The sequence below is a fragment of the Xylanibacter ruminicola genome (assembly GCF_900107775.1).
GTDB classification, from domain to species: Bacteria; Bacteroidota; Bacteroidia; order Bacteroidales; family Bacteroidaceae; genus Prevotella; species Prevotella ruminicola_C.
Map to the genome: position 1 here is coordinate 677,843 of NZ_FNRF01000001.1, position 13,149 is coordinate 690,991.

The 13,149-nt window shown below is 43.3% G+C and carries 12 protein-coding genes; 1 reads left to right on the top strand and 11 read right to left on the bottom strand.

Annotation, left to right across the window (positions count from 1 at the left end):
• Nucleotides 1-17 precede the first annotated feature (17 nt).
• From BLU97_RS02545 to BLU97_RS02590, 10 genes are all read right to left on the bottom strand, one after another.
• Nucleotides 18-1,043, bottom strand: a complete 1,026-nt coding sequence (locus tag BLU97_RS02545) for a hemolysin activation protein (protein ID WP_074760106.1) — start codon at nt 1,041-1,043, stop codon at nt 18-20.
• Nucleotides 1,040-1,846 carry a phosphorylcholine transferase LicD gene (locus BLU97_RS02550; protein WP_074760107.1) on the bottom strand — a complete coding sequence of 269 codons (807 nt, stop codon included), beginning with the start codon at nt 1,844-1,846 and terminating at the stop codon, nt 1,040-1,042. Before BLU97_RS02550 ends, BLU97_RS02545 begins: the two co-directional genes overlap by 4 nt.
• Nucleotides 1,843-2,895, bottom strand: a complete 1,053-nt coding sequence (locus BLU97_RS02555) for an NAD-dependent epimerase/dehydratase family protein (protein WP_074760108.1) — start codon at nt 2,893-2,895, stop codon at nt 1,843-1,845. The genes BLU97_RS02550 and BLU97_RS02555 overlap by 4 nt, the downstream gene beginning before the upstream one ends.
• Complete coding sequence (locus tag BLU97_RS02560) at nt 2,883-3,605, bottom strand: 2-C-methyl-D-erythritol 4-phosphate cytidylyltransferase (RefSeq protein ID WP_074760109.1); 723 nt, start codon at nt 3,603-3,605, stop codon at nt 2,883-2,885. Before BLU97_RS02560 ends, BLU97_RS02555 begins: the two co-directional genes overlap by 13 nt.
• Before the next feature lie 3 nt (nt 3,606-3,608).
• Nucleotides 3,609-5,051 (bottom strand): lipopolysaccharide biosynthesis protein, encoded by a 1,443-nt coding sequence (locus BLU97_RS02565; protein ID WP_074760110.1) that lies wholly within the window; start codon nt 5,049-5,051, stop codon nt 3,609-3,611.
• Between the two features lie 14 nt (nt 5,052-5,065).
• Nucleotides 5,066-7,132 (bottom strand): methionine--tRNA ligase, encoded by a 2,067-nt coding sequence (metG, locus tag BLU97_RS02570; RefSeq protein WP_074760111.1) that lies wholly within the window; start codon nt 7,130-7,132, stop codon nt 5,066-5,068.
• Nucleotides 7,133-7,234: 102 nt separating this feature from the next.
• Complete coding sequence (locus BLU97_RS02575) at nt 7,235-8,119, bottom strand: hypothetical protein (RefSeq protein ID WP_074760112.1); 885 nt, start codon at nt 8,117-8,119, stop codon at nt 7,235-7,237.
• Nucleotides 8,120-8,131: 12 nt separating this feature from the next.
• The gene (locus BLU97_RS02580; RefSeq protein ID WP_074760113.1) at nt 8,132-8,578 is read right to left on the bottom strand and encodes a DUF6108 family protein; all 447 of its coding nucleotides are present in this window, start codon (nt 8,576-8,578) and stop codon (nt 8,132-8,134) included.
• Between the two features lie 7 nt (nt 8,579-8,585).
• Nucleotides 8,586-9,263: an RNA polymerase sigma factor gene (locus BLU97_RS02585; protein WP_074760114.1), complete on the bottom strand. Its 678-nt coding sequence runs from the start codon at nt 9,261-9,263 to the stop codon at nt 8,586-8,588.
• Between the two features lie 74 nt (nt 9,264-9,337).
• A complete protein-coding gene (locus BLU97_RS02590) occupies nt 9,338-9,868 on the bottom strand; it encodes an RNA methyltransferase (protein WP_074760115.1) in 531 nt (176 codons plus the stop codon).
• A gap of 410 nt (nt 9,869-10,278) precedes the next feature.
• Here BLU97_RS02590 and nadA point away from each other — a divergent pair, with 410 nt between their 5' ends.
• Nucleotides 10,279-11,226: a quinolinate synthase NadA gene (gene nadA / locus BLU97_RS02595; RefSeq protein ID WP_074760116.1), complete on the top strand. Its 948-nt coding sequence runs from the start codon at nt 10,279-10,281 to the stop codon at nt 11,224-11,226.
• Nucleotides 11,227-11,244: 18 nt separating this feature from the next.
• On the opposite strand, the gene BLU97_RS02600 is transcribed toward nadA, so the two are convergent.
• On the bottom strand, nt 11,245-13,149 hold the full coding sequence (locus BLU97_RS02600; RefSeq protein WP_074760117.1) for a two-component regulator propeller domain-containing protein: 1,905 nt from the start codon (nt 13,147-13,149) through the stop codon (nt 11,245-11,247).

Sequence of the window (13,149 nt, forward strand, 5' to 3'; positions counted from 1 at the left end):
AAAAGCATGCCTCAATATCAGGCATGCTTTTCTGTTCCTAACCACTTTCGGATGCGTCGTGAAAAAGCTTTCGAGATATTGCCAAACTGGCCGTATCGGATATTAAGCCACAACTCCTCTAACGAATAGCTGATCTTGGTTAAAGGATGGCGCCATGCAAGAATCTTGTATAACCTGTCCTTATAACCTACATTCTCAATCACATATCTAGGGTGTTTAAGTGGAAACTCCAATTCATAACGCTTCATGGTAAAGATTTTAAGAAAGCGCTTGGGTGTGGTCTTGGCCGAAGCGGTAAAATGCGTAGAATCGGCCATCAAACCCAGATTATTTATCTGGTTCTTTGAGGGCAGAATAGCCAGACCAGAATTAAACAGCATGGATGCCCAGAAAATACTCTCGTAGTACTCCTTGCCAGTAGCACGATGATTGGTGAACATCTTAATCATATCCTTTCTGTATTTGCGCTGCTCAGCCAAAGCCTTCAGCTGTGCCATATTATACGCATCGTCGAGGAATGAATACTGACCGTCCCACTGATCGATAACGCGTCGCCACGACGCCCAACCCCAAATGCCAAATGTTGAGGTAAAGAAGTAATCGTAAGGACAATCCTCAGTAACCTCATCGATATTAAAGCCCGAAATCATACTGATACGCTCATCGTTCTCGTACTTATCAAGCATCTCCTTACAGAAAGGAAAAAACGACTGTGAGGGTACATCATCGTCCTCAAGCACCATGCACTTATCAACGATAGAGAAAGCCCATTTCTGCGAGATATACTCAGAAGGATCGCAGCCATAGTTTTTTTCCTGATACATACGATGCACCTCGCACTCCCAGTCGATGTTCTCATCGCTCACAATCGCACGACAAGCCTCTATGCCAGCCATATCGCGCTCGCCACGAGGACCATCCTGATAGAGAAACAGCTTTGAGGGGCGAGCCTCCTTAACCGCCTCGAAAACCTGGCGGAAAGTATCTGCACGATTAAAGAACAGCAGCAGAACAGCAATATCAGTCTTAGCGGGTTGTTTCATATCAGTTCGGGCATAATGAATACAGAATGAATCTTTTGCTTCTCTTTTGGCGGAATCTCCATGTAGTTACGATAAAGATCGCTCAGGTAAGCATCAGGATTGCAAGGCGCACTAAATGACTTTCCCTCGAAGTTAATAGTACCCAATGGGAAAACAGAATCCTGGCGATGCATAATGCCATAACCATTATTAATCAGGATATTCGACAGATACACGTTCTTAGGACGAACGGCGCAAAGCAAACTCCAAAGACACTTATTAACGGCATATTTGACACCAAACCAGAAGAACTCAGCAAACGCATTAAATGAATAATAATGCGACTTGTGCAGAATAGAATAACTCTTTGAAATACCCAATGTAATACGCTTAACCCACTTTTTGGGCAGCGTAGGATAATCTACCATCGGGAATATATCAACATAAAGACCTTTCTGATAGTCGGCCGCAAAGTTGTCTGACCCTTCAACATAGAACGAATTCAGATCGCGCACCTTTACGATAGGCTCTTTAGATTGCGGTTCAATCTGTGGTGTCTGCAGGAATAAACCTTCACGAAGTTCGGATGGTGCCACACTCACAAAACGGTCCAGATCCTCCTGACGCATGGCAATATCGATATCGTCATCCCAGGGAATAAAGCCCCCATGGCGAACAGCACCTAATAGTGTACCACCATCAAGCCAATAGCCAATCTGATGCTTCTTACAGATACGGTCGATCTCTTCGAGAATAGACAACTGCTTCAGCTGGCAGGCACGCAGTTGCTGTTCCTTGAACTTCTGCAGATAAGGATTATTCATGACTTTAATATTGATAATGTACGACACACAGCATCCTTCATCGCATACTGAGGATGCCAATTCAATCCTTTCAGGCGGCTGTTATCAAGTACGGCACGCATTGCAATCGAAAAGCCCTTCTGTTCTGTTTCTGAAGGCAACTCGAATACCACCTGCTTATCGGCCCACTCAGCACATAGCTGAGCAAAGTCCTTTAAACGCACATTGCAGGCCTCGTTAGCAATATTATAAGCTACACCCTCCTCGCCATGCAGCAACACATGCAACATAGCTCCTACAGCATCAGCCACATAGGTGTAAGAGAATAGCTGTTCGCCTTTACTCTTCAGTACGATATTCTCGCCAGCCAAAGCCTTCTGGATAAACTGCGACGAGGCTTTACTATCGCTCATCAGCATGGTAGGACCAAACACACGGCTCAGTCTTACAATCTTAACCTGAGCACCACGTTCAGCAATATACGACTGACAGAGAGCCTCACTCAGTCGCTTTGACTCTGTATAGCAGGCACGCGAAGCAGCTAAGTTCAGCTTTCCAGTATAATCCTCAGTAAAATCATCATCACCACGGGCATTACCATACACCTCGACTGTTGATGGATAGAGCACCATCGCATTACAAGCCAATGCTTTCTCGAGCGCCTGTTCAGCACCTTTCACATTAATATTGATAGTCTCAATGGGATACTTTGAATAAGCCAATGGATGGGTGTTAGATGCCAAAGGAATAATGACATCAACCTTAGGCAACTCTAAAAGCGACTCTGAGGCTTCGCGCTCCACAAAGTGGAAGTTGCTATCCTCAAAATATTCACCAAGTCGTAAGGCAGCTTTTTCGCGATTACGCCCCAGGGCATAAATAGTGATGTTAGCGCCTTTCTTATTCAGATGCATCAAGGCATCTATCAAGCAAACGCCTATCAAACCTGTAGCACCAGAAATCATAAACGATTTGCCGTAGAGACGGTTGATATCATCCAACTGAGTGATACGTTCCAAATCCTCCTGATAAAGAGGATGCTGCTTATACATTGATATTACTTCAGCCATGTGTCCTTATCCATTTTCATATAACCCTTGAACATCTCCAGATCATCCTTGGTGGTAAGTTTGATGTTCTTATCCGAACCTGCAGCAAAATGCAGCGTCTCACCCAATTCTACCATCATGGTATTGGTGTAAGACGAGCCATGAATACCTATGCCTTTTTCGAAAGCCTCGTGATAGGCAGCATCAAGTTTCTTGAACTGATAGGCCTGAGGTGTAGATACACGTCGCAAGGTTTCGCGAGGAATATACTGCTTAGTGGTTGTTTCATCGTCAGGATTTACAATGAATATCTGTTCATTATAAGGCAACGATGTTACACCATTACCATACTGCATAGCCTTCTGGATAACATCAGTAAGTACGGTATCATCCACCAGGGGACGGATACCATCGTGGATAATGATGATGTCATCGTCAGAAGCCTTGCTCTCTAAGTCGTACACACCATTACGAATGCTCTCCTGAGCACTATTTCCACCAGCTACAACAGCCTGAAGCTTGGTAATATTAAACTGTCGAGCATAGGCCCAAAGCACCTCATGCCAGCCATCAAGACAAACTACTTCGATAGCATCTACCATAGGATGGCGCTGAAAACTCTCCAATGTATAGATGATTACAGGCTTATCGTAAACGTTGATAAACTGCTTGGGAATATCCTGTCCCATTCTGTTTCCAGAGCCGCCGGCAATAATCAAAGCATAGTTCATATCTTATCGTTTTTTAATTTTGTTCATCATAAAATCTGTAGTCTCCTTCAGTATCTGCGCACCAGCCAGGCGCATCACGGCATAATAGAGTAAAGCTGCCAATATACATCTGCTGATGAGCAGCAGCCACAGGTTGCCTATATACGAAGTGATATAACCTGTAGCCAACATCACACCTGCAGCAGCCAAAGCAAAAGGCATGATATCCTTCAGCATCTGCAACAAGGTATAGCTGGTGTTACTACAGGCAAAGAAAAACCACACAAACAGCCAAACCAAATTAAGTACTACGTAAGTCTTAACCATCGTGGCAATACCATATGGATAAAGCGTTAGCATAGCTACAATCTGAAGCAAACCCAACGCTAACGTACAGCCCATAAACGTACCTGATTTACCCTTACTGATCAGGAAATCGGCCATTAATGTGCTGATGGGTAGCACAGCACCACAAACACATATCCACTGCAGATATTGTGCTGATATAAGCCACTTCTCGCCAATGGCCAGCACAATAAACTCTTTAGCAACCAAGCCAAATCCCAATAACAATGGGAACGAGATAAATGCAGCAAAACGTACCATCTTGCGCAGTACAGCCAGTTGGCGCTCGCGATCATCCCTTACGCTTACCAGCACCGTCTGATCTACCTGCTTTACCATACCTTGGATAAGCGATGTACACTTGTTGTTCCACTGATAGGCCTGGTTATAGTTGCCAGTATCATGTGCACTGAAGTAACGCCCCAGCAACATGTTCATCACGTTGTTATTAACCTGTGTCAGCACATCGCTAATCAGAATCTTTACGCTGAACGGAAATGCCTTACGGATAAACGTAAAATCAACTTTCAACGTAGGGCGCCAATCGCTATAATGCCAGCGCAGCAGGGTTGATATCAGGATAAAGAGATTGGTCTGCGTAGCCAAGCTCCAATAAGAAAAACCTTGCCAAGCCATCACAGCAGCCACACTACTAGATAGGATGGTAGCCGTAATGCTGGCTTTGGCTAGTTGCTGGGCTCTAAGATTCTTATAAAGATAAGCTGCCTGCGCTACACCACTACAACTGAATAACAGCCCGATAAAAGCATAACGACATAATGCAACCAATCGGGGCTCATCATAGTAATCAGCTATTAATGGTGCTGAGAAGAAAAGCGTTAAGTAGATAACGCCACCCATAAAAATATTGAACCAAAAGACAGCATTATAGTCACTGTCTTTTGGTTCTTTTTCGTTAACCAGCGCTGTAGAGAAACCACTATTCTGCAAAGCGGTTGCTATCAGCGAAAAGATGGTAATCATGGCTATAAGACCATAGTCGGAAGGATTAAGCAAACGACCTAGAATGATACCAAAGATGAGGCCGAGCAATTGCTGAACGCCATTGTTCATTCCACCCCAAAACAGGCCCTTAGCTGTTTTTTCCTTCAATGATTCCATCCATTGAACAGATATTATCCTACCTGACTTCCTGGCTTTACATCCTTAGTGGTTGTAACCACACTCAGACTCTCGTCGGCATCAACGGCACTCAGAATCATACCCTGACTCTCGATACCCATCATGTTACGTGGAGCAAAGTTGGCTACAAAGAGGATACGCTTACCAATCAATTCCTCAGGATTCTCGTAGAAGGCAGCAATACCCGAGCAGATGGTACGATCGGTACCAGAACCATCGTCGATGGTAAACTGCAGGAGCTTCTTACTCTTCTTAACCTTCTGACAATCCTTAACCAGACCAACACGGATGTCGAGCTTCTCGAACTCCTCGAAGCTAACAGTATCCTTGATAGGAGCAGCCTTATAGTTAGCTGCCTCGTTGGCTTTCTTGGTAGCCTCCAGCTTATCCAGCTGCTTCTGGATTACCTCATCCTCAATTTTCTCGAACAGCAGAGCAGGCTCGCCCAGCTGATGACCAGCCTCCAGGAGATCGGTAGAACCCAGCTGCTCCCACTCAAAGTTGCTGATGTTCAGCATCTCGCGAAGCTTCTTACTGCTGAATGGCAGGAATGGCTCGAAGGCGATAGCCAGATTAGCAGTCAACTGCAAGCATATATTCAGGATAGTCTCGCAACGCTTTGGATCAGTCTTCCAAACCTTCCAAGGCTCGCACTCTGTGATATAGCGGTTACCAATACGAGCCAGGTTCATAGCCTCGAACTGGGCATCGCGGAACTTAAACTGCTCCAGCAGAGCCTCAACCTTAGCCTTTACATCCTTAAACTCCTCAAGGGCCTGCTTATCTACATCCTGCAACTCGCCACAAGCAGGAACCACACCGTTCCAGTACTTCTTGGTGAGCTGGAGGGCACGGTTTACGAAGTTACCGTAAACAGCTACGAGCTCGTTGTTATTGCGATCCTGGAAATCCTTCCAAGTAAAGTTATTATCCTTTGTCTCAGGTGCATTGGCTGTCAGTACATAGCGCAATACATCCTGCTTACCAGGCATATCAACCAGATACTCGTGGAGCCATACAGCCCAGTTACGAGAGGTTGAAATCTTATCGTTCTCAAGGTTCAGGAACTCGTTGGCAGGTACGTTATCAGGCATAATATACTTACCGTGAGCCTTCATCATTACAGGGAAGATGATACAGTGGAACACGATGTTGTCCTTACCGATGAAATGAACCAGACGAGTATCCTCATCCTGCCACCACTTCTCCCAGTTGCCCCACTTCTCGGGCTCCTTCTCGCAAAGTTCCTTGGTGTTTGATACATAGCCGATAGGTGCATCAAACCAAACATAGAGTACTTTACCCTCTGCATCCTTTACAGGCACGGGGATACCCCAATCCAAGTCGCGAGTCATAGCACGTGGCTGCAGATCCATATCCAACCAGCTCTTACACTGTCCATATACGTTGGGGCGCCACTCTTTGTGCTCCTCCAGAATCCACTGCTTCAACCAGTCCTGATACTCGTTCAAAGGCAGATACCAGTTTTTGGTCTTCTTCAGTACTGGTGTCGAACCTGAGATAGTAGACTTTGGATTAATCAGCTCTGTTGGCGAAAGGTCGCGTCCGCACTTCTCACACTGGTCGCCATAGGCACCCTCGTTGTGGCAGTGTGGGCACTCACCAGTAACATAGCGGTCGGCTAGGAACTGCTTGGCCTCCTCGTCGTACAGCTGCTCAGTAGTCTCCTCAGTCAGCTTGCCCTCGTCGTAGAGTTTCTTAAACCACTCGGCAGCAAACTTATGATGAGTCTCACTGGTAGTACGGCTATAGATATCGAACGAGATACCAAACTCCTCGAACGAATCCTTAATCATCTTATGATAGCGGTCAACCACATCCTGAGGAGTGATACCCTCTTTGCGGGCACGAACGGTAATGGGCACACCATGCTCATCACTTCCGCCGATGAACAATACCTCGCGCTTCTTCAGACGAAGATAACGCACATAGATATCAGCAGGTACATATACACCAGCCAGGTGTCCGATATGTACGCCGCCATTAGCGTATGGTAGCGCCGACGTCACCGTCGTACGCTTGTAAGTCTTGTTTTCCATTTCCTTAAATACGTATTTATTATTTTGGCTGCAAAATTACGAAAAATCCCACAGAAAACAAAACTTCTGTGGGATTTCTTTGTTATTATTATCTAAACATTATCAGAAATATACACCAAACGATACGGGGTGGAAATTAATACCATCGCCATAGGTAGAATTAAGAATACTCATTGGCGAGTATTTGGCATAGATGCTTACCTTGTTATAGATACTTAACTCACCCATAATATCTACTGTGATAGGGCGCTGATGAATCTGCTTATACACATCCTTGTGTTTGTTACCATCAGCATCGCGATATCTGTTCTTGATGCTGGCGTAGGTATTGAAATTCATGACCGGACCTAAACCAAAAGTAAATTTCTTGGTACGATATTTCCACATCACAGGAATCTGCAGACTGAATACCTTTATACGAGAAAAATCAGGCTCATAACCTGCAGGATAGTTCTGTTCCGACAGCATGCCATCGCCGGCCTTATAAAAATACTGACGACCATCAATACGGAAATTACGCCAATCAACACCAAAGCCTACTGAAAAACCATTGTGCTTACCATACTTATATTTCTCCCATTCCATAATAGTCCACATGATTTCCCAGGAGCTACCTACCGACTGTGAACTGCTATATTGTGCATTGGCACCATAACACAAACCAACAGCCAATCGCATACTTGCAAAATTGGACTTTAATGGATAACCTGTACCTTTAGCATGTTTCTTTACAAAATCAAAGTTCCAGGTATCTTTGTTGATGCTGGTCTCGCTCACATAGTTAGAGTCAACCAACAGAATTTTACTTTCATAGGTGTACTTATTGTCGTTCTCACGTCCATACACTTTTACTTTCTGGATAGAATCACCTGTGATGATACGTACCTTCTGAGGTTTCAGGATGGTCAGGGTGTCGTTATCGGCGACTGTAGTTGCATTTACTGTGGCCGAAACAGCCAAGAGGAAAAGAATAAATAGCTTTTTCATATCGTTATATCTTTATTTAATTAATTCTCGTAATGTATCCAGCGAATTAAGCGTACCTTCCATATAGATAACCGTAACCTCCTCGTTATTTCGTTTATAGCATAGAAAACGGTTGTGGTTGCCCTCTTTGGACAGTTGTAGCATCAAGGTTTCCTTTGAACGACTCTTGGTACTTGAGTAGTTATCAGAATAGATATTGCTAGGATACTTTTTCTTATCAAGTTCTATCAAATCGTGTACACGAGTAATCTCCTGCTTGTTGTTAGCCTGAAAGCGCACACTGCGGAATAAGGTAAGCTGATACTTGGAGAGCATCTTACCTTTTACTCGTGTTTCAACCATTCGCTGCTGAGGAATAATCTTCCCTGCAAAGAGTGGTTCTATGTTCAGTCCATTCTGTGCATTAGCTGTAAGCAGCATCCAAAAACACGCCATGAAAATCATCAGTACTCGTTTCATATCTCTACTAATTGCTAAATAAATCGTTCAACTGTTGTTCTATCTCATTCTGAGTATTATCCTCAGTCATCTCACCCATCGTTCGCTTCATCTCAGCCATAACAGTCTGCTGGTCGGTATATTTCTTACCATATACATAAGCTACACATTCATCGCTGTTTTCTACTTTCAGCACATGAACTGTTACCATCGATATACCTATCAGTAACGATGCAGCTGCGAATATAGCTATCAAGCGTTTACGTACCATTGATCTGGCTCTGCTCAGCGTTTTACGCACAGCCACCTCGGTTGAACCAAGTACGATAGCAATCTCCTTGGTTTTCATACCTTGCAGATGATGCATTTGCAGAATGGTTCGTTGCGTTGAAGGAAGTGAGTCGATTATGCGTAGCATCTGTTCTATCTGCTCACCATCATCACTCAGATCATCTTCGTAAGATAATTGAGTAATATCTACTGTGGGATGCTTTCTGCGCAGATAATCGATACATAGGTTGCGAGTAACCATGCAGGCAAAAGCTGAAATAGGCGAAACAAGTTGTTCGCGCATCAGCCAAAGCTTAACCATCGTATCCTGTACGATGTCCTCAGCCTCATCAGTAGTGCCCAGATATCTCTGAGCCACACTAATTAGTTGAAGCCTAAGCCCTTCTGCCTGTTGTTTAAACTCGTCAGTTGTCATTCTTTTTCTTTGTTGCTTTTATCCTTTATACGTAGAAAGTTCAGAAATGTGACATCCAAGCAACAACTTTTTTACTAAAGAATGATATTTTTTGCAAAATGCCAGATGATAATGCCACCTGTTACTGATACATTCATGGAGTGTTTGGTGCCAAACTGAGGTATCTCTAAACAACCATCCGAAGCATCGATTACTTCCTGATGAACACCTTTTACCTCGTTGCCTAACACCACGGCATACTTATTATTATTAATAGGTGTAAAGTTCTGAAGCATGGTTGAGCCATGAGCCTGTTCAACTGAATAGACTTGATAGCCATCAGCCTTCAAAGCCTCGACAGCCTGAAGTGCAGTATCGAAGTATTTCCATGTTACACTATCTTCGGCACCAAGAGCTGTTTTATGAATCTCGGCCATGGGTGGTGTGCTGGTAATACCACAAAGATAAACTGCCTCGATGCGGAAAGCATCGCCAGTACGGAAAACACTACCAACATTATGCATCGATCGCACATCATCTAATACCACAATGAGTGGCAACTTGTCTGCCTGCTTAAACTCGTCGACAGTCAGACGCTCCATTTCTATTGTACGTAACTTCTTCATTCTGCCTGCAAAGTTACTACATAGAAAACAAACTACCAAATAATTGTGGAAAAACCTGTTGATAAGTGTGTGGATAACTATGTTAATAACTTGTTAATTATACCCTCCACCCTTACATTTGAGGATATCCACAGGTTTATTACGTATATTTTCGCAAGTTTTCCACACTTTTTTGCCGAAATAAATAATAAACTTATTAATTTTGCACCAAAATTGGAAATTGTGGATAAGTATGCTTAGTGGTTCATTATCAGATAGAAAGAATTAACAGTAATAGTTAATAAGTGAATTTTTGAAGTTAATAGTCAAATATACAACAAAAACGCTGAAAAGTTATCAAGATATTCACGGCATATCATACTACTTATTCTATTTTTAAGAAATAAATAAAAAAGAAATATAAAAATTATATGGTGTTGACAACAAAGGAGCTTAAAGCTGAGATTCGTAAGATGTGTGAGGAAAAGGATGCCATCATCCTGGCTCACTATTATACGATTGGTGATATTCAGGATATCGCCGATTTTGTAGGTGACTCGTTGGCTTTGGCGCGTAAGGCAGCAGAGACTGATGCGAAAGTAATGGTTATGTGTGGTGTGCACTTTATGGCTGAAACCTGTAAGCTGCTATCGCCCGATAAGATTGTGCTTTGTCCTGATCTGGCAGCTGGCTGTTCGCTGGCCGACAGTTGTAAGGCCGATGACCTGAAGAAGTTTAAGGATGAGCATCCAGGTTATCAGGTTATCAGTTATGTAAATACCACAGCAGCTGTTAAGGCATTAACTGATGTGGTAGTGACCAGTGGAAATGCCAAGAAAGTAGTTGATCAGTTACCAAAGGATGCTAAGCTGATATTTGGTCCTGACTATAATCTTGGAAACTATATCAACGAGGTAACAGGTCGCCAGATGTTGCTTTGGAATGGTGGTTGCCATGTGCACGAGCGTTTCTCGGTTTCGAAGATTCTGGAACTTAAGAAGCAGTATCCCGATGCTGTAGTGATGGCACACTTGGAGTGTAAGGCACCTGTATTGGCTGTGGCCGAAGTTAAGGGAAGCACAGCTACGATGCTGAACTATGCCCAGCAGAGCGATAAGAAGCAGTTTATAGTGGCTACAGAGGCTGGTATTCTGCATGAGATGCAGCGTACTTGTCCTGATAAGGAATTCATTCCTGTACCTCCCGAAATCAGCGAGAGTGGCTTGGAATGCAGTTGTAATGAGTGTAATTACATGAAATTGAATACACTCGAGAAGGTTTATAACTGTTTAAAGAGTATGAGTCCGCAAATAGAGGTGGATCCTGAGATAGCTAAAGAAGCTGTTAAGCCAATTAATAGAATGCTGGAGTTGAGTTAATTAACTCCAGCTTTTTATTTAATTGATAACGGCTATTTTACAAACGGTACCTTTCTTACCATCCGATGTAGCTGTTATCACCATATAAACACCGCTTGCTACGCGTTTTCCTTGCTTATTACAGCAATTCCAGTTAAACATACCGCCATTACTACGTCCTTCGGCTACAATGGTGCCAGTGGCTGTTGTAATCTTCACATCGGCATCGTAGCTTAATCCAGTAATAGTAACCAAGCCAGTATAATCGGGTGTAACAGGGTTGGGATAAGCTATCACGTTATCTTTAGTCATCTGCTCGTTGGGTTCTACAGCATTGCTCTGGTACGAACATAAACCATTATCCGAGAGGAAGAAAACCTCGCCCGATTGTGGATTGATGGCGATAGACGAGATGTTGTTATAAAGCAGCTTTGAATTATCGGTAGTAAAGCTCTTTTCTTGTATCAAATTATCTGACGAAATGAGGAAAATGCCAGCGCCATCTGTGCCAAACCATTTACGATTTCCACCATCTACGGCAATGCTGTTGATGGCTACTCCATTCAACAAATAGTCAGCATAATTCGTACCATCGTTACGTGGCACTTTAACCTGATAGAAGGTTACTGATGACTGTCCGATTTCTGACTCCTGAATCATAAACGGACCAACATCTGTACCTATCCACATATTACCTTCTTTATCTTCGGCAATACAGTTGGTGTGGTAGATGGCATATTTGGTATAGTCTTGATTAATAATCTGGTCGTATTTCAGTATCACGTCTTGATTGGTATCGTAGCAGAATACTGATGGATTCTGCCAAAAGTTGTTTGTAAACCAAAGCAGTCCACGACTATCAAACATCATATTTGAAAGTCCTGATACTGTAATTCCATTCTCATCGGTAAGCTCTTGGTGGTGATGACTAATCCATTCCTTATCGCTTGTAAGCTCCAATAAGCTAACCCCGTTAGCCAAACTGTTAAGTACCCAGAGATTACCTTTAGCATCGAACTTTATACCTAATATTAATAGGTAATCGTTACCAAGTTGCTTACCTCTGTCGATGGCAGCCATCAGCGGACTGTTATCCTTATTATAATAGGTAATAAGCTTACCGTTCTTAAATTCGTAGAGTCCGCATCTACCTCCGGCAAACACATGTTCTGGGTCGTTAGGATCGGCATCAATACAGCAGATATCTACATAAGCGTAGCCTGTTATCTCGTTTATCTGCTCCTGATACAGCGTCCAGTTGTTACCATCATACACCTGAATGGTGCCTGGAAGGGTATTATCGGGCATTGCAGGCAAGAAATAGCCACCTGTGGTATATAGCTTGTTATTGATGAATTTCGACTGGTAGAAACGGTTATAAGCTGGTCCGCCTGGATTAAGGGTTGATACGGTAGCGATATACTGATTGTAATCATCCTGATAAGGTTGCAGATTGTGCGTATAATCGGGATGATTCTTAGTATAAGTCTCTGATATCTCAGCCTTCAGCATGTTTACTTTAATGATAGCAAAACTAGTGGTGAGATAAGCGTACACGTCATCGATAGAGATGGCTGTAACCGTTTTATCCTCGGTTATCGATTTGGTATAGAGGGCTGAGATATTAATAATGTCGCCATCGGGTTCTATTAAGTCGATATTCGAGTTTTCGTAAACGGCTATCAATCGCTTGGCTTTTTGATTCCAGGCTATATGAGTGATGCGGGTATCACTTAACCCGTTTACTTTATCATAGGTTGTGATACTCGCATCATTAAGATTATACTGATAAAGACCGTTCGATGCCAGCACAAACAGCTCATTGTCGGTCTTGCATATCTGTTGAACATCGTAATAGGCCAGATAGTTGCGCCATGTACCTATTTGCGCTGTTGCCATAAAGCAATAGCATACTGTAAATACGATGGCTAGCAACCTCTTCAT

What these genes read in the sequence shown, in the direction of transcription:
- BLU97_RS02545 (WP_074760106.1), bottom strand. Translation starts at nt 1,043, where the DNA reads ATGAAACAACCCGCTAAGACTGATATTGCTGTTCTGCTGCTGTTCTTT.
- BLU97_RS02550 (WP_074760107.1), bottom strand. Translation starts at nt 1,846, where the DNA reads ATGAATAATCCTTATCTGCAGAAGTTCAAGGAACAGCAACTGCGTGCC.
- BLU97_RS02555 (WP_074760108.1), bottom strand. Translation starts at nt 2,895, where the DNA reads ATGGCTGAAGTAATATCAATGTATAAGCAGCATCCTCTTTATCAGGAG.
- BLU97_RS02560 (WP_074760109.1), bottom strand. Translation starts at nt 3,605, where the DNA reads ATGAACTATGCTTTGATTATTGCCGGCGGCTCTGGAAACAGAATGGGA.
- BLU97_RS02565 (WP_074760110.1), bottom strand. Translation starts at nt 5,051, where the DNA reads ATGGAATCATTGAAGGAAAAAACAGCTAAGGGCCTGTTTTGGGGTGGA.
- metG (WP_074760111.1), bottom strand. Translation starts at nt 7,132, where the DNA reads ATGGAAAACAAGACTTACAAGCGTACGACGGTGACGTCGGCGCTACCA.
- BLU97_RS02575 (WP_074760112.1), bottom strand. Translation starts at nt 8,119, where the DNA reads ATGAAAAAGCTATTTATTCTTTTCCTCTTGGCTGTTTCGGCCACAGTA.
- BLU97_RS02580 (WP_074760113.1), bottom strand. Translation starts at nt 8,578, where the DNA reads ATGAAACGAGTACTGATGATTTTCATGGCGTGTTTTTGGATGCTGCTT.
- BLU97_RS02585 (WP_074760114.1), bottom strand. Translation starts at nt 9,263, where the DNA reads ATGACAACTGACGAGTTTAAACAACAGGCAGAAGGGCTTAGGCTTCAA.
- BLU97_RS02590 (WP_074760115.1), bottom strand. Translation starts at nt 9,868, where the DNA reads ATGAAGAAGTTACGTACAATAGAAATGGAGCGTCTGACTGTCGACGAG.
- nadA (WP_074760116.1), top strand. Translation starts at nt 10,279, where the DNA reads ATGGTGTTGACAACAAAGGAGCTTAAAGCTGAGATTCGTAAGATGTGT.
- BLU97_RS02600 (WP_074760117.1), bottom strand. Translation starts at nt 13,149, where the DNA reads ATGAAGAGGTTGCTAGCCATCGTATTTACAGTATGCTATTGCTTTATG.